General features: G+C 60.8%; 17 protein-coding genes. 12 read left to right on the top strand and 5 right to left on the bottom strand.

The window, feature by feature from the left end; genetic code table 11:
• The first annotated feature begins 150 nt into the window (after positions 1 to 150).
• Positions 151 to 1,734 carry an AMP-binding protein gene (locus tag AC0QUY_RS07605; RefSeq protein ID WP_475386373.1) on the top strand — a complete coding sequence of 528 codons (1,584 nt, stop codon included), beginning with the start codon at positions 151 to 153 and terminating at the stop codon, positions 1,732 to 1,734.
• A gap of 132 nt (positions 1,735 to 1,866) precedes the next feature.
• Here the strand turns inward: AC0QUY_RS07605 and AC0QUY_RS07600 are convergent, their stop codons facing one another.
• Positions 1,867 to 2,382: a winged helix-turn-helix transcriptional regulator gene (locus AC0QUY_RS07600; protein WP_161856399.1), complete on the bottom strand. Its 516-nt coding sequence runs from the start codon at positions 2,380 to 2,382 to the stop codon at positions 1,867 to 1,869.
• Positions 2,383 to 2,621: 239 nt separating this feature from the next.
• On the opposite strand from AC0QUY_RS07600, the gene AC0QUY_RS07595 reads away from it, so the two are divergent.
• Together AC0QUY_RS07595 and AC0QUY_RS07590 are read left to right on the top strand one after the other, a co-directional pair.
• Entirely contained in the window at positions 2,622 to 3,254 is a 633-nt protein-coding gene (locus AC0QUY_RS07595; RefSeq protein ID WP_475386372.1) for a DsbA family protein, read from the top strand.
• An 83-nt stretch (positions 3,255 to 3,337) separates the two neighbouring features.
• Positions 3,338 to 4,537 (top strand): CaiB/BaiF CoA transferase family protein, encoded by a 1,200-nt coding sequence (locus AC0QUY_RS07590; RefSeq protein WP_475386371.1) that lies wholly within the window; start codon positions 3,338 to 3,340, stop codon positions 4,535 to 4,537.
• A 33-nt stretch (positions 4,538 to 4,570) separates the two neighbouring features.
• Here the strand turns inward: AC0QUY_RS07590 and AC0QUY_RS07585 are convergent, their stop codons facing one another.
• Positions 4,571 to 5,248 carry a glutathione S-transferase family protein gene (locus AC0QUY_RS07585; RefSeq protein ID WP_475386370.1) on the bottom strand — a complete coding sequence of 226 codons (678 nt, stop codon included), beginning with the start codon at positions 5,246 to 5,248 and terminating at the stop codon, positions 4,571 to 4,573.
• A gap of 1 nt (position 5,249) precedes the next feature.
• Positions 5,250 to 5,993 (bottom strand): SDR family NAD(P)-dependent oxidoreductase, encoded by a 744-nt coding sequence (locus AC0QUY_RS07580; protein WP_475386369.1) that lies wholly within the window; start codon positions 5,991 to 5,993, stop codon positions 5,250 to 5,252.
• 224 nt (positions 5,994 to 6,217) lie between these two features.
• Here AC0QUY_RS07580 and AC0QUY_RS07575 point away from each other — a divergent pair, with 224 nt between their 5' ends.
• The 7 genes from AC0QUY_RS07575 to AC0QUY_RS07545 all read left to right on the top strand — a co-directional run bounded on the left by AC0QUY_RS07575 (position 6,218) and on the right by AC0QUY_RS07545 (position 13,185).
• Positions 6,218 to 6,760: a hypothetical protein gene (locus AC0QUY_RS07575; protein WP_475386368.1), complete on the top strand. Its 543-nt coding sequence runs from the start codon at positions 6,218 to 6,220 to the stop codon at positions 6,758 to 6,760.
• A gap of 264 nt (positions 6,761 to 7,024) precedes the next feature.
• Positions 7,025 to 7,762: an SDR family oxidoreductase gene (locus AC0QUY_RS07570; protein WP_475386367.1), complete on the top strand. Its 738-nt coding sequence runs from the start codon at positions 7,025 to 7,027 to the stop codon at positions 7,760 to 7,762.
• Positions 7,763 to 7,778: 16 nt separating this feature from the next.
• Positions 7,779 to 8,960 (top strand): acyl-CoA dehydrogenase family protein, encoded by a 1,182-nt coding sequence (locus tag AC0QUY_RS07565; RefSeq protein ID WP_475386366.1) that lies wholly within the window; start codon positions 7,779 to 7,781, stop codon positions 8,958 to 8,960.
• Positions 8,961 to 8,982: 22 nt separating this feature from the next.
• On the top strand, positions 8,983 to 10,113 hold the full coding sequence (locus AC0QUY_RS07560; protein WP_475386365.1) for an acyl-CoA dehydrogenase family protein: 1,131 nt from the start codon (positions 8,983 to 8,985) through the stop codon (positions 10,111 to 10,113).
• A 51-nt stretch (positions 10,114 to 10,164) separates the two neighbouring features.
• The gene (locus tag AC0QUY_RS07555) at positions 10,165 to 11,352 is read left to right on the top strand and encodes an acetyl-CoA C-acyltransferase (protein WP_475386364.1); all 1,188 of its coding nucleotides are present in this window, start codon (positions 10,165 to 10,167) and stop codon (positions 11,350 to 11,352) included.
• A 50-nt stretch (positions 11,353 to 11,402) separates the two neighbouring features.
• Positions 11,403 to 12,416, top strand: coding sequence for an NAD(P)H-dependent flavin oxidoreductase (locus tag AC0QUY_RS07550; protein WP_475386363.1), 1,014 nt, complete (start codon positions 11,403 to 11,405; stop codon positions 12,414 to 12,416).
• A gap of 115 nt (positions 12,417 to 12,531) precedes the next feature.
• Positions 12,532 to 13,185, top strand: coding sequence for a flavin reductase family protein (locus AC0QUY_RS07545; protein WP_161851943.1), 654 nt, complete (start codon positions 12,532 to 12,534; stop codon positions 13,183 to 13,185).
• Here AC0QUY_RS07545 and AC0QUY_RS07540 read toward each other — a convergent pair.
• Both AC0QUY_RS07540 and AC0QUY_RS07535 read right to left on the bottom strand, forming a co-directional pair.
• Positions 13,182 to 14,375, bottom strand: a complete 1,194-nt coding sequence (locus AC0QUY_RS07540; RefSeq protein WP_475386362.1) for a multidrug effflux MFS transporter — start codon at positions 14,373 to 14,375, stop codon at positions 13,182 to 13,184. The two genes, AC0QUY_RS07545 and AC0QUY_RS07540, sit on opposite strands and share 4 nt — an antisense overlap.
• Before the next feature lie 124 nt (positions 14,376 to 14,499).
• Positions 14,500 to 15,699, bottom strand: coding sequence for an acetyl-CoA C-acyltransferase (locus AC0QUY_RS07535; RefSeq protein WP_475386361.1), 1,200 nt, complete (start codon positions 15,697 to 15,699; stop codon positions 14,500 to 14,502).
• 172 nt (positions 15,700 to 15,871) lie between these two features.
• On the opposite strand from AC0QUY_RS07535, the gene AC0QUY_RS07530 reads away from it, so the two are divergent.
• Positions 15,872 to 16,495 (top strand): TetR/AcrR family transcriptional regulator, encoded by a 624-nt coding sequence (locus tag AC0QUY_RS07530; protein WP_475386360.1) that lies wholly within the window; start codon positions 15,872 to 15,874, stop codon positions 16,493 to 16,495.
• Positions 16,496 to 16,511: 16 nt separating this feature from the next.
• Positions 16,512 to 18,833, top strand: coding sequence for a molybdopterin-dependent oxidoreductase (locus tag AC0QUY_RS07525; protein ID WP_475386359.1), 2,322 nt, complete (start codon positions 16,512 to 16,514; stop codon positions 18,831 to 18,833).
• Positions 18,834 to 18,839: the final 6 nt, after the last annotated feature.

The raw sequence follows: 18,839 nt of genomic DNA, 5'->3' as shown, positions 1-18,839 counted from the left end.
GTGTTGAGCTCGCCCCTCGAATTGGGGAAGTGTGACTGGCGCATCACGGATTTTCTTCCGAGCTGGGCAGGTTCCGTTCCGGATAGAATTTTTCTCGCGCAACACAATGCGAATGGGGGGTGGGACGAGATCACCTAGAGCGAAGCATGGTTGCAGGTTCAGGCGGTCGGCCAAAGCCTGATCGATATGGGCGCAAAGCCGGCTGACAAGCTGGCGATACTTTCAGGAAACTCCATCGAGAACGCGGTGATCTCGTTTGCCGCAATGTCGATAGGGGTGATCCTGGCGCCGATATCGCCAAACTACACGCTGATGCCCGGCGGCCTAGCCCGTCTCAGGGATATCGCGGAAACGTTGCGCCCGAATTTCGTTTTCGTTCAGAGCGCGAGCGGCTTTTCCGCCGGGCGCTCCATTCCCGAACTGGCAGCCGCGACCTGGATCAGCGTCGATGGTGGGCCGGACACCGTGCCTTTCGGCGCACTGACATCCCGAACCGGGAGCGAAGGCTTCGCGGATGCTTCAAGGGCAATTTCTTGCGACGCCGTTGCAAAGATTCTCTTCACATCCGGTTCGACCGGCTTCCCCAAAGGCGTGCTCAACACCCACCGCATGATGGCGAGCTCCCTGCAAATGGGGAGTCTGCTGGTGTCTCCTCCGGAGGCGCCGGTGCAGGTTGAGTGGCTGCCCTGGCATCATACGATGGGCAGCAACGTAATCCTTCACAGCATTCTCAAGAATGGCGGGACGCTCTACATCGACGATGGCCGGCCGCTGCCTCAGCTCTTCCACAAGACGATCGCGAATCTCAAGGAGATTTCGCCTACCGCCATGTTCAACGTACCGGCCGGCTATAATCTCTTATGTGACGCAATCGAGAACGACCTTGATCTTGGCGCCAGCGTGTTCAGGCGGATGGACAGATTGAGCTATGCCGGGGCTGCAATCTCGCAGGGCACGCTTGAAAAACTCTATCGGCTGTCGTCGTCGATCACCGGCCGGCGAATTCCGGTCATGTCGGGCTACGGCACCACCGAAACGGCCCCGACAATCAGTACGACTCATTGGGCGACGGACCAGCCGGGAGAGATCGGTCTTCCCGCGCCGGGTCTTAAGTTAAAACTCATCCCTGTTTCCGATACTTACGAGGCAAGGGTCAAGGGACCCAACGTTACGCCAGGTTATCTCGGAAGGCCGGATTTGACCGAAAAGGCCTTCGATGAGGAAGGGTTCTATCGCATCGGCGATACCGTCTCGTTTCTGGATCCTGAGAAGCCGGAGCTCGGGCTGCGTTTTACAGGCAGAATTTCCGAGAATTTCAAACTAACGAACGGAACGTGGGTCTCGATCGGAAATATGCGCGCGGCGATTTTGGCTGCAGCGCGCGGTGTATTGCTGGACATTGTCGTTGCGGGAGAAAATCGTGAATCGTGCGCGCTGCTCTGCTGGTTGAATCCTACCGAGGCAGCGCGGATTTCGAAGACCCCAGCGTCGGATTTGACCTGCGACCCTCTCGTGATTCAATTTCTGAAGGGTCGTTTTCAGGAATACAATGAAACCGTTGGAAGCAGTGAAAGAATCTGTTCATTCTCGCTGCTGAAGGATCCGCCGTCATTGGCGGCGGGAGAAATCACCGACAAGGCCTATGTCAACCAACGTGCTGTGTTGAAGCATCGCTCTGACCAGGTCGAGCGTCTCTACTGCAACGAAGCAAATCGAGATGTGATCCAGGTTTGAGGGCGAGTTCAGCCGTCCGCGACCGTTGCCGGACATCTCGTGTCCGCCAGGTGGCGCCTTCAGATATCGCCCTGCGCTGTGAACTGCTGAGCATGGCCTTCGATGAGGTATTCCCCGGGGTGTGCGGCCACCTCAAGCGGCTTGGCGCCGCGGCTTTGCCCTTGGCTTCTCTGGCCCCTTTGTTGCCGGGGTTGTGCTTCGGGCACCGGGGCCGGGATGGGTATGAACCTCTTTGGCCGAAAGGGGCTCGCCGCATTCGGAGCACACCATGACTGGATCAAAGTTCTTGCCGCATTTGCGGTGCTGGTGCAGCAACGGCCGCCCGCGTTCGTCGACCATGTGGGTGTCGCCCCAATGCACAATCGCCATCATGATCGGATAGAGATCGAGACCCTTCTGCGTCAGGATATACTCGTGGCGTTTAGGCGACTCCTGATATGGAATACGGCGCAGCACGCCCTGCCGAACCAGCTTTTTCAGCCGCTCTGCGAGCAAATGGCGCGTGATTCCAAGCGCTGACTGAAAACCCTCGAAGCGGCGCGTACGCAGAAAGCATTCGCGAAGGATCAGAAGCGTCCAACGGTCACCGATCACACCGATGGTTCGAGCCATCGAACATGGCTCTTGCTCAAGTTCATCCCATTTCATTCCTGCTCTCCGGTCGGTAGGCGCCTGTTCCGCCCGAATCAATCCAGGGAACCGCGCCGCCTTCACCATTCTAGATAGGTACTAAATGCCAAACAATACCCCGCGATCAGTTGAAAGTAGCAGAATTCAGCGTAGATTTGACAGTTCAATTTTAGAACTGTATGAACGAATAGTAGCCAAGGTTCGGTTCGAAGATCAACAAACCCGACCACCCATTTCGCTCTGCGGGAGGAACTGACATGCCCCTGAAAGTTGAATTCCTGTTCGATTTCGGTAGCCCGAACGCTTACCTCGCGGAACTGGTCCTTCCGGGGATCGAGCGGCGTACCGGCGTGAAGTTCGAGTACGTTCCGGTTCTACTTGGCGGCATCTACAAGGCGACGGGCAACATGTCGCCGTTCGACTCGCTTCGCGGGATCAAGAATAAGCCGGAATACCAGGCGCTCGAGACCCAGCGATTTATCCGGCGCCACAACATCACGAAATTCCGGCAGAATCCGTTCTTTCCGGTCAATACGCTGATGCTGATGCGGGGGGCTGTCGCTGCCCAATTCGAAGGCGTCTTCGAGCCTTATTTCCGCGCCGCCTACCATCATATGTGGGAAGAACCGAAGAAGATGGATGACCTCGAAATCTTCCGGAACGCATTCATCTCCTCGGGGATCGATATCGACCGGTTGATCGGGCGCGCCCAGCAGGATGACGTCAAGAAGAGGCTGATCGACTTGACCAACGATGCAGTCAGCCGGGGAGCATTCGGCTCGCCGACTTTCTTCGTTGGAAAGGAAATGTTCTTCGGCAAGGATCAGCTTCGTGACGTCGAGGAGTCGATCGTCGAACAGATCAGGCAACCTGTTCCCAAGACGGCCTAGTAGCGGTGGCCACCGTCCCAGGTTAAGTGGCGAAAGACAAAACCCTCGGACCTGAAGCAGAAGTAAAATCAGGGAGAATGCCCATGCCTGGCCCGCTTAGCGGTGTTCGTGTCCTCGACCTGACCGGCGTTGTGTCGGGCCCGTTCGCGACCATGTTCCTGGCGGATCAGGGCGCCGACGTCCTGAAGATCGAGCCGATCGGCGGCGACATCACCCGCCGCAGCCGTGCCACGATCGATAAGGACGGCGAGTTCTCCGCGCTGTTCATCTCTTCGAACCGCGGCAAGCGTTCGCTGTCGATTGACGTCAAGAGCGCGGCTGGCCGCGAGGTGCTCGCCAGGCTGGTCACGCAGGCTGATGTGCTGGTGCAGAACTTCCGGCCCGGCACCATGGAGCGCCTCGGACTCGGGGTGGAAGAGTTGCGCAAGCGGCATCCGCGCCTGATCTACGTCTCGATCAGCGGCGTCGGCGATACCGGCCCGTACGTGAAGAAGCGCGTCTACGATCCGATCATTCAGGGCCTGTCGGGCTTCGCCGATATCCAGTCCCAGCCGGTCACAAATCGTCCGCAGATGATCCGCACGATCGTATGCGACAAGACCACCGCGGTGTTCGCCGCACAGGCGGTGGCGGCGGCGCTCTACGCCCGCGAGAAAACCGGGCAGGGCGATCATATTCAGATCGCTATGCTCGACGCGATGATTTCCTACCTGTGGCCGGAAGGCATGATGCAGTATACGGTCGTCGGCGCCGAGGCCGCCGCCGCCGACCCCAACGACCGGCCCGATCTCGTGTTCAAGACCAGCGATGGCTACATCACCGCCGGTACTATTTCGGATTCCGAGTGGCAGGGCTTTTGCCGCGCCTCCGGCGATCCCGAACTTGCCAACGATCCTCGGTTTGCGACACCATCGGCGCGTTCGGTCAACGCCACGGCGCGCATCAACAAGATGGCGGAATACATTGGTCAACACACCACCGCCGAATGGCTGGAGCGCCTCGACGCTGCCGACGTGCCGTGCGCGCCGATCCTGCGCCGGGGCGAAATCATCCACAATGAACAGGTGATCGCGCGTCAAATCATCGCGGAGTTCGATCAGCCGAAGGTCGGGCGGGTAAGGCAGCCGAAGCCGGCGGCCCGCTTTGAGATCAATGAGGCCGCGATCGGCGGGCCTGCTCCCCGGATCGGCGAGCACTCGCGCGACGTGTTGCGGGAACTGGGTTACGACGACAGCGCCATCGACAAGATGGTCGCCGGGCGCAGCGTTCGCGTGGCCGTCTGAACCGAAGCCCTGTTCGCGACCGGCGAACCTCTGTTAGCCTTTCGCCGCGGCCGGGGTAATCGGTGACACCGGGACATTCGCGGCCACAGCCCGCCGATAAGCCTCCCGCCCCTGGATACGTTCGAGATAGGGTTGCGCGTTGTCGCAAATACCAACGCCGTAAGCGATGGCCCAATCCAGGCAAGTCGTCAGCAGGATGTCAGCGCTGGTAAATTGGTCACCCATCAAGAACGTCCGCCCATCTGCCAGCGCCACCTCAACGTGTCGTAACTGTTGCCGAAAATAGTCGCCGGCTTGTGCGACGACTTCGGGCGCAACTCCATAGATGTGGCCCAATGCGTCTGCGCGATGGCGGCGCATGACGTAGAGGCTGGTGGAGTCGAGTTCGGCCACGATAAAGAAGCACCATTCCAGCCAAGCGGCGAACTCGCGCTGGGTTATGGGAATCAGTGAACGGTCGGGCGTCGAATAGGTTCGCGACAGATAGGCGACGATCGCGGCGCTTTCGCCGATGCAGAAATCGCCGTCCTGCAGCAAGGGAATCTTCTGGCGGGGATTGAGCCTGGTGTATTCAGCGGTTTTGGTCTCGCCTGTCCGCGGCCCGATTGGCTTGGATTTGTAGGACAAACCAAGTTCGTGCATGGCCCAGTGCGCACGAATGGTGCGGCTTGTGCCGACGCCCCACAGGGTCAGGTCTGGCGTCGCGTTCATGTTACCACTTCTCCACGGATGGACGGAGATCGAGCTCGTGGGTCCAGCCATCCCTGCTTTGCTGGTGGGTGAACCAATAGGCGTCTGCAATGGAAGACGTCTTGGTCAGGCTATCCGGGGGAATTTCGCTTGGCTCGATCCCCTTCGCCGCTTTCATGCGCTGGTGAATCGCCTCGCTGTCGACGCCGGCGTCGATCAGGAGATGAACGACGTGAATATTCTTCGGTCCGAGCTCGCGCGCCATCGCCTGAGCTACTGCCCGAAGTCCGAATTTGGCTGATGAGAATGCCGCAAACCCTGGACCGCCACGCACACTGGCGGTGGCACCTGTAAAGAAGATGGTGCCGCGTTGGCGCGGAACCATGACGCGGGCAGCCTCACGTCCGACCAGGAAGCCGCCGTAGCAGGCCAACTCCCAAGCCTTGAAGAACAGCTTCTCGGTTGTATCCAGCAATGGCTTGCTGACGTTCGATCCCGCGTTGAAGAGGCAGACCTCGATGGGCCCCAACTCCTTCTCGATTCGCGCAAATATGCCTTGGACCTCTGCTTCCTGGCGGGTATCGACGCTGAAAGCGTGAATGTTATGCCCCGCAGCCCTCAGCTCGCCCACAAGCCCCTGCGACTTGGACGCATCGCGCCTGCAGATGCAAACCGTATAGCCGCCCTTCGCAAAACGCCGGGCGACCGCCGCTCCGATGGCGTCGCCTGCGCCTACCAGTATCGCAACGCCGTGCCTCTCTGCCATTCCGTTTCCTGCATAAGTTCTGATTTGATACTGTAATAGTAGCGGCGGCAGGATACGTTGTAAATCAGGCTTTTCGCTCTCCCCGAACGAATAATTGGGCAGCCACGTTGTCCCTTAGGAACCTCGCGATCTGAATTAGGGATTGACGAGTTCTAAAAAAGAACGTTAGATAATTGGCGAACGGCCGCGCTGCAAAGCGGCACGGTTTGGTCGGGAGGTCGGTCGTGGCGGAGCTTTCAAAGGCGATCAATCTCGACGAGATTGCTGTCGGCTCGCCGCGCCGCGTCCATGACGTGACGGCAAGGCAGGTTGCCGAAGCCCCCGACCGGATCGCGCTGGTCGGGAACGGGGCGTCCAGGAGCTACCAAGATCTGGAGCTGCGCGTTAGAGAGATCGCTACCGTCCTCTCCTCGCTTGGAATCAGAACGGGCGACTTCGATGTGCTGCGTTCTCACCACGTGGTTGGCAGGTTGCTGCCGGGAGTGGAAGGGCGCCTCAGAACGATCGACGGCATACCACTCTCAAAGGAACAAGTCGGAGAACTCCACGTGCGCGGGCGCAACGTGGTGCGCGGCTATCTCCGTGCTCCTGACCTTACAGGCAAAGTGATCGACGGCGAAGGCTGGTTCAATACCGGTTATGTTGCCCGCTTTGACGGAGATTGCCTGTACATTCTCGGCCGTACCTGGCGCCCTCTCGGCCAAGATCGAGGCAATTCTCAATTCACGCAAGGACGTGCAATCCGCCGTCATCGGACGAGGCCTTAATGGCGACGGGGAGCTTGTCGCATTCGTGCAACCGTCGCCAGGATCGCGTGTCAAGGCGACGCATCTGATACATTCCATCGAGCCTTGGCTCACTGCCTATATGCCGCTGCCGAAAATCGTCGTCGTCGATGTCTTACCGGGAAGCTCAACCGGCAAGATGCGCGAGCATGAACTCGCGGCCTGTTTCCATCGCGACCGAGCTGCTGCCAGGCAGGCGGCGAGATTCCAGCGACGAACTCACTTAACCTGACCGGGAGAACGCCTTTGCAAAAGAGAAACGCAACCGTGGCCGTGATCGGCGCCGGGGACTTTATCGGCGGCGAGATCGCAAAGAAGTTCGCCTCAGAGGGCTTCACGGTTTTTGCCGGGCGCCGTAACGGCGCCAAGCTCGAGCCCCTCGTCAAGGAGATCGAGAAGGAGGGAGGTGAAATCCATGCGCGTTCGCTCGATGCGCGCAAAGAGGAGGAGATCATTTCCTTCCTCGGTGATGCCGATAAGCACGCGCCGCTCGAGGTTTGCATCTTCAACATCGGCGCTAACGTCAATTTTCCAATTCTGGATACCACCGAGCGCGTGTTCCGCAAGGTATGGGAGATGGCTTGCTACTCCGGCTTTCTCGCCGGCCGGGAAGCCGCGCGGCTGATGCTGCCGCGCGGCAAGGGCAATATCTTCTTCACCGGCGCGACCGCGAGTCTGCGCGGCGGGGCGGGTTATGCGGCGTTCGCCAGCGCCAAGTTTGGCCTGCGCGCCGTGGCACAGGCGACCGCACGCGAGTTGGGTCCCAAGAATATTCACGTGGCGCATCTCATCATTGATTCCGGCGTCGACACCGAATGGGTGCGCCAGCGGCGGATCGAGGCGCTCGGTCCGAATGCCCTCGACGATCCCGATGCTTTGATGCCGCCGTCCTCGGTCGCAGAATCCTATTGGCTGCTTTATCAGCAGCCCAGAAGCGCCTGGACCTTTGAACTGGAGATTCGTCCCTTCGGCGAGAAGTGGTAGCGGGAGCCTTCTCACGATGGAACTCAATCTTTCCAGTGAAGACGCTGCGTTTCGTGACGAGGTGCGCGCTTTTATTGCGGAGAACTATCCGCAGGAAATGCGCGTTCCAAACCCCGAGACCGATTTGACCAAGGAGCAGTCGCTGCTCTGGCACCGCATTCTCCACAAGAAGGGTTGGATTGCTCCGCTCTGGCCCAAGGAATACGGCGGCCCAGGCTGGTCGGTCACGCAACGCTTCATTTTTGAACAGGAGACCTCACGCGCCGGAACGCTGCCGCCGCTGGCGTTCAGCGTCACCATGGTCGGCCCGGTCATCTACACCTTCGGCAATGATGCGCAGAAGAAGAAGTATCTGCCGCGGATTCTCTCCGGGGAGGACTGGTGGTGCCAGGGCTATTCGGAGCCGGGCTCCGGTTCCGATCTCGCTTCGGTTCGCACCAAGGCGGTGCGCGACGGCGACCACTACATCGTCAACGGCCACAAGACCTGGACGACGCTGGCCCAGCATGCCGACTGGATCTTCTGCCTGGTGCGGACCGATCCTTCGGCAAAGCCCCAGGCCGGCATCTCCTTCCTGTTGATCGACATGAAATCGCCCGGCGTCACGGTGCGGCCCATCATCACCATCGACGGATCGCATGAGGTGAACGACGTCTTCCTCGAGGATGTGCGCGTCCCCGCCGAGAATTTGATCGGCGAGGAAAACAAGGGCTGGACCTACGCAAAGTTTCTGCTCGGCAACGAGCGCACCAGCATGGCCGGGATCGGCCGTTCGACACGTTATCTGGAGCGTCTCAAACAGATCGTGAGAACCGAAGTCGGGGAGGACGATCCGGCGTTCGGGGAGTTCATCAGGGAGATCGCGCGCGTCGAGCTCGATGTGCTGGCCTTGGAGGCGACTGAACTGCGCATCATTGCGCAGATGTCGCGCGGCATCGATCCGGGACCGGCGGCGTCACTGTTCAAGATCAGGGGCACCGAGATATTCCAACGCATCACCGATCTTACGCACCAGGCGATCGGCAATTACGGCCTGGCCATCCGTGAGCACCCGGTAAGCGCCAACCGCTTCATGCCGGGGCCGGACTATGGACACACCGCGGCCGAAAAGTATCTGAACTCCCGCAAACTCAGTATTTACGGGGGATCGAACGAGATACAGCGCAACATCATCGCGAAAGCGGTTTTGGGTCTCTGATTACTTCGCACGAGGCATATCGATGGATATTCAGTTGACCGAAGAACAGGAATTGCTCCGTTCCAGCATTCAACGGTTTCTGCGCGAGCAATACGATTTTGACGAGCGCCGCAAGATCGTTGCGACCGACGAAGGCTGGAGCCGCAGGCACTGGAAATCCTTTGCCGAACTCGGGCTCTGCGCGGCACCTTTCCAGGAAAGCTCCGGCGGCCTTGGCGGCGGCTCGCTCGCGACGATGATTGTGATGCAGGAGTTCGGCCGTAACCTCGTCGTCGAGCCGTATTTTGAGACGGTTGTTCTCGCAGGCGGTCTGATCGAGGATGTCGGCTCGGCCGAGCAGCGCGAAACATTCCTGCCGAAGATCATGGAGGGCGATGCAATATGGGCCCTAGCTTGGGCGGAGGGACGATCACGTTATGATTTCAACAACGTAACCACCACGGCACGCCGCCAAGGGAACAAATTTGTACTGAGCGGAACCAAAGCTGCGGTGGTCGGTGCGCCGTGGGCCGATAAGCTGATCGTATCGGCGCGAACGTCCGGTGGCCCCCGCGATCGCGACGGCGTGAGCCTTTTTGTCGTCGATCGGCATTCGGCCAATCTTCACCTGCAGGGCTTCAAGACCATCGACGGCCGGCGCGCCGCTGAACTCACGCTGATGAACGTAGAGGTGCCTGCCAGCCAGATGCTGGGCAGCGAAGGTGAGGGCGTGATTGCCCTGGAGGCGACCCGCAATCGCGCCATCGCTGCGCTTTGCGCGGAAGCGGTCGGCGCCATGGCGGAGCTGAACTCGGCGACGCTCGAGTACAGCAAGACGCGCAAGCAGTTTGGTGTTGCGCTGGGAACGTTTCAGGTGCTGCAGCACCGCATGGTGGACATGTTCATCGCGCTTGAGGAGTCGATTTCGCTCACCCAGCATTTGAATTTAACGCTGGCATCGAAGGAAGCGGACGGATCGAAACTGGCATCCGGCGCCAAGACGAAGGTAGGCTATGCCGCGCGCTTTGTCGCGGAGCAGGCCGTGCAACTGCACGGCGGCATGGGCATGAGCGACGAGTTGAACGTCGGCCACTACTTCAAGCGAATAAGCTCCATCAACGTCCAGTTCGGCGATCCCGCCTATCATCTGATGCGGTACGCGCAGCAGAGCTAAATGTCCTTCCAACGCAGCAATCGACTACCGTACCCCGACCAGAGGTAAACAATGACCGAAGCCGTAATCGTCTCGACTGCTCGCACCCCCATTGGCAAGGCCTACAAGGGCGCCCTCAATAATACCGAAGGCGCGACGTTGCTGGGTCATGCCATCTCCGCTGCATTGTCACGCGCCAACGTGGAGGGCGCCGAAGTCGAGGATGTTGTGATGGGTTGCGCCATGCAACAGGGGACGACAGGTACCAACATTGCACGCAAGGCGCTGCTGCGCGCCGGACTCCCGGTCAGCGCGGCCGGAACCACCATCGACCGGCAATGCGCATCTGGTCTACAGGCGATTGCCTTGGCTGCGCGCTCGGTCATTTTTGATGGCGTGGAGGTTGCCATCGGCGGCGGCGGCGAATCCATCAGCCTGGTTCAGAACAACCAGTTCAACGGCTTTCATGCCGTCGATCCCGAACTGCTCGCGATGAAAGGGGACGCCTACATCGCGATGCTGGATACTGCCGAGATCGTCGCGAAACGCTACAATATCTCGCGCGAACGTCAGGACGAATACAGCCTCGAGAGTCAGCGCCGGACGGCGGCAGCGCAGCAGGGCGGTCGCTTCAACGACGAACTCGCGCCGATCAAGACCACGATGGCGGTCACGGACAAGGCGACCGGCGCTGTGTCGTATCAGCAAGTGACACTGTCGGCCGACGAGGGGCCGCGTCCCGATACCACGGCCGAGGGTCTTGCTGGCGTCAAGCCGGCAAAGGGGCCCGGCTTCACTGTTACCGGCGGCAATGCGAGCCAGCTCTCGGACGGCGCCAGTGCCGCCGTCATCGTGAGTGACAAGCTGGCCGCACAGAAAGGATTAAAGCCACTCGGTATCTTCCGCGGCTTTGTCGCAGCGGGCTGCGAGCCAGACGAGATGGGAGTGGGGCCGGTCTACGCCGTGCCCCGGTTACTCAAGCGTCACGGGCTTAAGATCGATGATATCGATCTCTGGGAGCTGAACGAGGCATTTGCGGTGCAGGTGATCTATTGCCGCGACAAGCTCGGGATCGACCCGGAAAAGCTTAATGTCAATGGCGGATCGATCGCAGTCGGTCATCCCTACGGCATGACGGGAGCGCGTCTGACCGGCCATGCCCTGCTCGAGGGCCGTCGGCGCCAGGCCAAGTATGCTGTTGTCACCATGTGTATTGGCGGCGGCATGGGCGCCGCCGGCCTCCTCGAAATTGTCCACTGACGAACGACGGGCCATTAAGGCCGTGCATCTCTAACCTATCGGAGGCAGACTTGAAGACAGTAATCACCGAGATGTTCGGCATCGAACATCCGATCATTCAGGGCGGAATGCACTATGTGGGATTCGCCGAACTCGCCGCCGCGGTGTCGAATGCCGGCGGGCTTGGAATCATCACCGGCCTGACGCAACGGACGCCTGAACTGTTGGCCAAAGAGATCGCGCGCTGCCGCGACATGACGGACAAGCCGTTCGGTGTGAACCTTACTTTCCTGCCGAGCTTCACCGCGCCGCCATATCCGGAATATATCGCCGCTATCAAGGAAGGTGGTGTCAAGGCGGTGGAGACCGCCGGCCGCAGCCCCGAGCAATATATGCCGGCGCTGAAAGCCGCCGGGATCAAGGTGATCCACAAGTGCACCTCGGTGCGGCACTCGCTCAAGGCGGAGAAAATCGGCTGCGACGCTGTCAGCGTCGACGGCTTCGAATGCGGCGGCCATCCCGGCGAGGACGACATCCCGAACATGATCCTGCTGCCCCGTGCGGCGGACGAGCTGAAGATTCCGTTCGTGGCGTCGGGCGGCATGGCGGATGCGCGGAGCCTCGTCGCGGCGCTGTCGATGGGGGCCGCCGGCATGAACATGGGTACCCGCTTCATCGCCACCAAGGAAGCGCCCGTCCACGACAATGTAAAGCAGGCACTAGTCAAGGCGACCGAACTCGACACCGTGCTGGTCATGCGCGCGCTGCGCAATACCGAGCGCGTCTTGAAGAACAAGGGCGTCGACGATCTGCTCGAGATCGAGCGCGACAAGGGCGCAAGCCTGAAGATTGGCGACATCCACGAGCAGGTCGCTGGCGTCTATCCGAAGGTGATGATCGACGGCGACATGGACGCAGGCGCGTGGAGCTGCGGCATGGTCGTAGGGCTCATTCGCGACATTCCGACGGTGAAGGAACTGATCGACCGCATCATGGCGGATGCCGAGCGAATCATCCGTCAACGCCTGACTGGTTTCCTCGATGGCGCCGACCAAAGGCCGGCTGCCGCCCGGGCGATCGCGTAGCCGGATGTTCTAACGAGGTGATACCCACGCACGGTTGTGCGTGGGGTGATTGTGATGGTGAAGCTCGATTGACCAGCAATGGATGGCCTTCGGCAGTCTCGGGGGAGGGGAGTTTATGGATCTGGCCGACTTCCACTACTACGAGCCTTCGAAGGGCCACGGGCTCCGACATAATCCATTCAACGCGATTGTCGCGCCGCGTCCGATTGGTTGGATTTCGTCACGCAATGCGGCTGGTCAACTGAACCTCGCTCCATACAGCTTCTTCAACGCGTTCCTCTACGACCCTCCGATAATCGGGTTCTCCTCAATTTCGTGGAAGGACACCGTCAAGAACGTCAGCGAGACCCGCGAATTTGTTTGGAATCTAGTTACGATGGATCTTGGCGAGCGCATGAACGTCACGGCGACGCCGCTCGATCACGGCGTGAGCGAGTTCGAAACAGCAGGGCTGACGCCAATCCCCGGGCGCCACGTAGCGGTGCCGCGGGTAGGCGAGAGCAGGGCCGCGATGGAATGCAAGGTCGTCGAGGTCTCTCAGTTGGCGAATGCGCGCGGTGAGAAGGTCGAAGGATGGTTCGTACTCGGCGAGGTCGTCGCAGTATACATCGACAAGTCCTTGATCGAGGACGGCGTCTACAACACTGCACTTGCGCGCCCCATACTGCGCGCCGGCCGTGGTGGAGATTACCTCGAAGTCAGGTCGGAAAACATGTTCGAGATGAAGCGCCCGCCTGGCAGCAGCAAGCCGGAATTCCACGGCACCTAATGGGGAGCAGGTGACCTCAGGCCCCACGCGTACAGGCCAAGTGCGAGCAGTGAAAACGCGCTCAACACGACGCCGAGCGCGAACATTGCTTCATGCGACACCGTGGCTGCAAGCCATACGCCGATTGCGGCGTTCATCATCTGCCAGAAACCCAGCAGCGCCGAGGCGGCGCCGGCCTTCTCCCCGAATGGAGAGAGAGCCCGCGCGGTAGCCAGTGGACTGACAACGCCCATGCCGAGGAGAAATACGCACATCGCGCACAGAAACGGCAAGAAAGTCGGGCTGATCATTGAGATGAGCAGTATCGCAACGCTACTGGCGGCCGTCGCCCACAGTCCTGCCCGGATCGGGCGATCGAGCCCGTAGCGTGGCGCCAGTTTCGTCGCCAGCATACCCGCGGCGAATACGATGAAGACAGTGCCGGCGAAGAAGAGGCCGAGCTCGATCGGCGTGAAGTGCATCGCTTCAATGAACAGGCGCGGTGCAGCCGAAAACATAGAGAATAGCCCGCCGATGATCAGGCTCGCGGTTGCAGCTGGGATAACGAAACGACGATCGCCCATCAGGCCAACATAGGTTCTGGCGATGGCGACCGGATTGAGCGGAGTGCGGATCGAATGGTGGGTTTCGCCGAGGACGATGCCGTAGGCAATGGCGCCAGCTGCGGCAAACGCCGCGACAAGAGCGAATTCGGAGCGCCAGCCAAAACTGTGATCCAGTGCGCCGCCAAGCAGAGGCGAGAATCCGGGCGCTGCGGACATCACGATCATGATTAGCGCCATCGCACGCGCCAGTGCTGGCCCGCTGAACATGTCGCGGGCGATCGCGCGAGACAACACTGACGTCGCGCAAGCGCCAGCAGCCTGGACGATGCGGCCAACCAGGAGATTAGGTAGATCATTTGCCAGACCACACCAGACGCTGCCGCCGATGAACACGGCAAATCCGATCAGGACTGGCCAGCGTCTCCCGTAGCGATCCGAAAGCGGTCCGACCAGGAGTTGGCCTATCCCGAACACCGCAAGAAAGACGGTGATGGCGGATGTGACCGCCGCGCTGGTGACATTCAATGAGATCGCAATTTGTGGCAGCGACGGCAGCAAGATGTTGGTCGCGAGCGTTCCCATGGCGGCCAGGACGGAAAGAACTGCGATCGCCGGGCCGCTGGAGATGGGAACGTCCCTCGGCATGCTTTTGGTCGTTTGGCACTGGCCAGCCATGGGAACTTTCGCTGATAGGGATAGGCAGGTCACAAGGCGGCGAGTGACGCGGTTCGCGCCGCTCGCCGAGCCCTTTCTGGTCGGATCGGCCGCGCTACCTGCGGACGACGCGCTCGATCGCGATGGCGGTGGCTTCACCGCCACCGATGCAAAGGGCTGCAACGCCGCGTTTGAGGTTCTGCGCCTCCAGCGCATGCAGCAGCGTCACGATCAGGCGCGCGCCGGTGGCACCGATCGGATGACCGAGCGCGCAGGCGCCGCCATTGACGTTCAGCTTCTCCCGGGGGATGCCGAGATCCTTCTGTGCGGCCATCGCCACCACGGCAAAGGCTTCGTTGATCTCGAACAGATCGACTTCGCCGACGCTCCAACCGACCTTGTCCAGCAGCTTGCGAATGGCCGGGATCGGCGCGGTGGTGAACCATTGCGGTTCCTGGCTGTGGGTGGCGTGGCCCTTGATCTCGGCCAGCACGGGGAGGCCGTCGCGATCCGCGAGCGAGCGCTTTGCAAGAATGAGCGCCGCAGCGCCATCGGCATTGGCGGAGGAGGCGGCCGGCGTGATGGTGCCGTTGGCGCGGAACGCGGCTTTCAGTCCGGGGATCTTGGCGGGATCGACCTTGAGCGGGTGCTCGTCATTGGCGATGATCCGCGGCCCGGTCTTTTCGGTCAGTGTGATCGGCGCGATCTCGGCTTTGAATGCGCCACCCTCGACCGCCTTGCGGGCGCGGGTCAAAGTCTCCATCGCGTAGGCGTCCTGATCCTTCCGGGTGAATTGATAGGCTTCCGCGGTGGCCTCACCGAAATCGCCCATCGAGCGGCCGGTCTCATAGGCGTCCTCCAGCCCGTCCATCATCATGTGATCGATGATCCGGTCATGGCCGGCGCGGTAACCGCCGCGCGCCTTGGCCAGCAGATAGGGCGCATTGCTCATGCTCTCCATGCCGCCGGACAGCACGATTTCGGCCGAGCCTGCATTGATGATGTCGTGGGCCAGCATGGTCGCCTTCATGCCGGAACCGCAGACCTTGTTGATGGTGGTGGCGCCGGTGGCATCCGGCAGTTTGGCGCCGCGGGCGGCCTGGCGTGCCGGCGCCTGGCCTTGTCCGGCCGGCAAGACGTTGCCCATGAAAACCTCATCGATCCGCTCGGGCGCCAGCTTGGCCCGTTCCAGCGCCGCGCCGATCACGTGGGAGCCGAGCTTGTGGGCGCTGAGAGGCGACAACTCGCCCATGAAGCGGCCGAGCGGCGTGCGGGCGGCGGAAAGGATGACGACGGGGTCGGAAGCGGCGGCCATGGCGAACTCTCCTGTTGATAGATGTTGTTATATGACGATAGTCATATAAGATAGCCCGCATTGCAATGAAATGTTGCCGTGAACTTTCAAGGAAGCGCGGTTCCAGAATTGCTTCGAGGGGATGGGGACGGGTTGTGCAGCCGATCGCCTTAGGACCTTGCACGGAGTGGCAATGCGATACGTAGAAGACCACAGGCGTCAAACCCACGATCGGATCGTTGAAAATGCCTCCTACGGTTTGCGCCAAAAGGGCGCGGAAGGGCTCAGTGTTGTCGACTTGATGAAGCTCGCGGGTCTGACCCACGGCGGCTTCTATAACCATTTCGAGTCGCGTGCCGCGCTTGTCAGGGAGGCGATCGCCTTTGCGATGGACCAAACGACTGGGCGATGGAAAAAACTGGCGAACGGGAAGGCCGATGGGGAACGCTTCGAGGCGTTGGTCGCCGATTATCTTAGTCCCCGGCATCGCGACAATCCTAAACACGGTTGCGCGCTTCCAACCCTGGCCGTCGATGTCGCGCGATCGAGCCCGAGCGAGCAGCAGGCCCTGGCTTCCAAACTGGAGAAGATGATCGATGCCCTTGTCGAGTTGCTTCCCGGTGAGCCACCTCGACAGGCCCGCCAAGTCGCGACAGGCGCTATCGCAGCCATGGTGGGATCGATCGTGCTGTCGCGTGCCGTCGGCGCGGGGAAACTTTCCGACCGCATCCTCGATGCCGGACGCAAGACCGCAGGCGGCCGGACTCGGAAGCCCAAGCGAAGAACCAAAAAGGCGAAGCGCTGCGAAAAATCATAAAATAAGGGAGGTCACTATGACGGCCGGCAAGTGGCTCAAGACAGCCTGCAACCTGTGTTACATAAATTGCGGGATCGAAGTCTTGGTGAATGACGGGCGCCTCGAGAAAGTACGGGGCGACCGTTCGAGCCCGAAATCCCAGGGCTACCTGTGCAACAAGGCGACCCGGATTCCATATTATGCGCATCACCGGGATCGGCTCACGACGCCGCTGCGTCGCCGCGCCGACGGCGGCTTCGATGAAATCGAGTGGGACGTGGCGATCGCAGAAATCGCGGAGCGGCTGCGAGACATCGTCGACAGATATGGCGGCAAGAGTATTGCCCTTTACGGCGGCGGCGGGCAGGGCAACCATGCCGGCGGAGCCTACGCCAGTGGATTGTTGCGCGCGCTGGGTTCGCGCAGCGTCTTCAACGCCCTTTCGCAGGAGAAAACCGGTGACTTCTGGGTCAATGGCCACATGTTCGGCAGCCAGACGTGCCACACCGCCGAGGACGTCCATCATTGCGATCTCTTGCTTGTCATCGGTGCAAATCCCTGGATCGCGCACGGCTTCCCCAATGCGCGCGATCATCTCAATCAGATCCGCAAGGATCCCGCGCGTAAGCTGATCGTCATTGATCCCAGGCGAACCGAAACCGCCGACATGGCGGATCTGCATCTCGCGGTTCGTCCCGGTGCCGACGCGTTTCTCCTTGGCGCGCTGCTGGCCACGCTTGTCCGGTCCGACCGGATCGATCACGCGTTCATTCAGGAGCACACGATCGGCTTCGATGAAGTGAGGCAGGCGCTGTTAAACATCCCCGTTGAAGAATGGGCTGCCGCTGCCGATATCTCGATCGCGGACCTGGAGCGTTGCGCCGCGATGATCGTTGCGGCGAAGGCCATGGTAGTGCGGGTCGAGCTTGGTATTCAGCAAGGCATCAACTCGACACTCAACTCCTACCTCGAAAAGCTTCTGATCATGCTTTCCGGCAATTTCGGCCGTAAAGGCACCAACCAATTGCATAGCTGGCTTCAACCGCTATGGGGTAATTCTCCGAACCAGACATTCGCGCCGACCGGCGACGCGATTATTGGGGGCCTGTTGCCGCCCAACATTTTCCCCGAAGCGGTGCTCAAGGACCATCCCGACCGGTTGCGTTGCGCTTGGATCGACAGTTCAAATCCAGCCAACACGGCCGCAAACACCGGGGCCGTGGAACGCGCGCTGCGCTCGCTCGACCTATGCGTTGTGGTCGACGTTGCGATGACCGAAACCGCACGGCTCGCGCACTACGTTCTTCCGGCGTCCTCACAATTCGAGAAAACTGAGTTTACCCTGTTCAACTTCGAATTTCCGACGAACTATTTTCACGTTCGTGCCGGCGTATTGCCGCCGCTCGCTGGCACCTTGCCGGAGCCCGAGATCTACACGCGGCTTGCCATCGCGCTGGGGCTTCTACCGGGTGACAATGTGCTCGCGCCCCTGCGGGAGGCGGCGCGGCGTTCCCGAGCCGAGTTCGCTATCGCCTTTCGTGCTTTCATCGCGGAAAACCCCGGCGCAGTCGCTGCCCTGGTGCTCTACCATACGCTGGGGCAGACGCTTCCGGACGGCACCGCGGCCGCGGCACCCTTGTGGGGGGCGGCGCTGGCTTGCGCGAAGCGATCGCCGCAAGCGGTGCGACGGGCGATCGGCGCATCGGACGAGGTGGCGGATCACCAGCTCGGCGATCTCCTGTTCGACACTATCGTAGCCGCCCGGCAGGGCACAGCCATTACCCGGCACGACTATGACGAGGTCTGGTCATTGATCAGCCATTCGGATCGCAGGGTTCGGCTGGTGGTCCCGCAGATGCTGGAATGGCTGGCACGGCTCGATCCACGAGCAGCGGGCGCGCCAAAGGAGTTTCCGTTCATGTTGGCAGCCGGTGGCCGCCGCATGTTCAATGCCAACCAGATCTTTCGCGATCCCGCGTGGCGTCGCGAGGATCCGGACGGCGCCATGTTGATCAATTCGAGCGATCTGAGCGAGTTGGGCGCAAAGGATGGTGACTGGATCGCCGTCGAGTCGGTGGTCGGGAGGCTCGTCGTCCGCTGCAAGGTCGATGACGCCATGCGGAATGGCCAGCTGGCGCTGCCGCACGGCTACGGTCAGGCATACCCCACGTCGGACGGCGAACGCCTTGTCAACGGGCCGCGCATCAATCTGCTTACCGAGAGCGGCAACCGCGATCCCATTGCGGGCACGCCCTACCACAAGAATGTCGCGGTTCGTCTGGCCCTGGTACCCGTGCACGAGGCTGCCGCCTATCAGTCGCAGTCCGAGCGAATTCATATGAAAGCAGCCGGACAATAGCTCGAA

The organism is Bradyrhizobium sp. WYCCWR15520 (genome assembly GCF_056174665.1).
The sequence above is the reverse complement of the archived record's forward strand: the minus strand, read 5'-3'. Positions and strand labels throughout refer to the sequence as shown.

What these genes read in the sequence shown, in the direction of transcription:
- AC0QUY_RS07565 (WP_475386366.1), top strand. Translation starts at nt 7,779, where the DNA reads ATGGAACTCAATCTTTCCAGTGAAGACGCTGCGTTTCGTGACGAGGTG.
- AC0QUY_RS07585 (WP_475386370.1), bottom strand. Translation starts at nt 5,248, where the DNA reads ATGAACGCGACGCCAGACCTGACCCTGTGGGGCGTCGGCACAAGCCGC.
- AC0QUY_RS07560 (WP_475386365.1), top strand. Translation starts at nt 8,983, where the DNA reads ATGGATATTCAGTTGACCGAAGAACAGGAATTGCTCCGTTCCAGCATT.
- AC0QUY_RS07555 (WP_475386364.1), top strand. Translation starts at nt 10,165, where the DNA reads ATGACCGAAGCCGTAATCGTCTCGACTGCTCGCACCCCCATTGGCAAG.
- AC0QUY_RS07540 (WP_475386362.1), bottom strand. Translation starts at nt 14,375, where the DNA reads ATGCCGAGGGACGTTCCCATCTCCAGCGGCCCGGCGATCGCAGTTCTT.
- AC0QUY_RS07530 (WP_475386360.1), top strand. Translation starts at nt 15,872, where the DNA reads ATGCGATACGTAGAAGACCACAGGCGTCAAACCCACGATCGGATCGTT.
- AC0QUY_RS07590 (WP_475386371.1), top strand. Translation starts at nt 3,338, where the DNA reads ATGCCTGGCCCGCTTAGCGGTGTTCGTGTCCTCGACCTGACCGGCGTT.
- AC0QUY_RS07535 (WP_475386361.1), bottom strand. Translation starts at nt 15,699, where the DNA reads ATGGCCGCCGCTTCCGACCCCGTCGTCATCCTTTCCGCCGCCCGCACG.
- AC0QUY_RS07525 (WP_475386359.1), top strand. Translation starts at nt 16,512, where the DNA reads ATGACGGCCGGCAAGTGGCTCAAGACAGCCTGCAACCTGTGTTACATA.
- AC0QUY_RS07600 (WP_161856399.1), bottom strand. Translation starts at nt 2,382, where the DNA reads ATGAAATGGGATGAACTTGAGCAAGAGCCATGTTCGATGGCTCGAACC.
- AC0QUY_RS07595 (WP_475386372.1), top strand. Translation starts at nt 2,622, where the DNA reads ATGCCCCTGAAAGTTGAATTCCTGTTCGATTTCGGTAGCCCGAACGCT.
- AC0QUY_RS07580 (WP_475386369.1), bottom strand. Translation starts at nt 5,993, where the DNA reads ATGGCAGAGAGGCACGGCGTTGCGATACTGGTAGGCGCAGGCGACGCC.
- AC0QUY_RS07545 (WP_161851943.1), top strand. Translation starts at nt 12,532, where the DNA reads ATGGATCTGGCCGACTTCCACTACTACGAGCCTTCGAAGGGCCACGGG.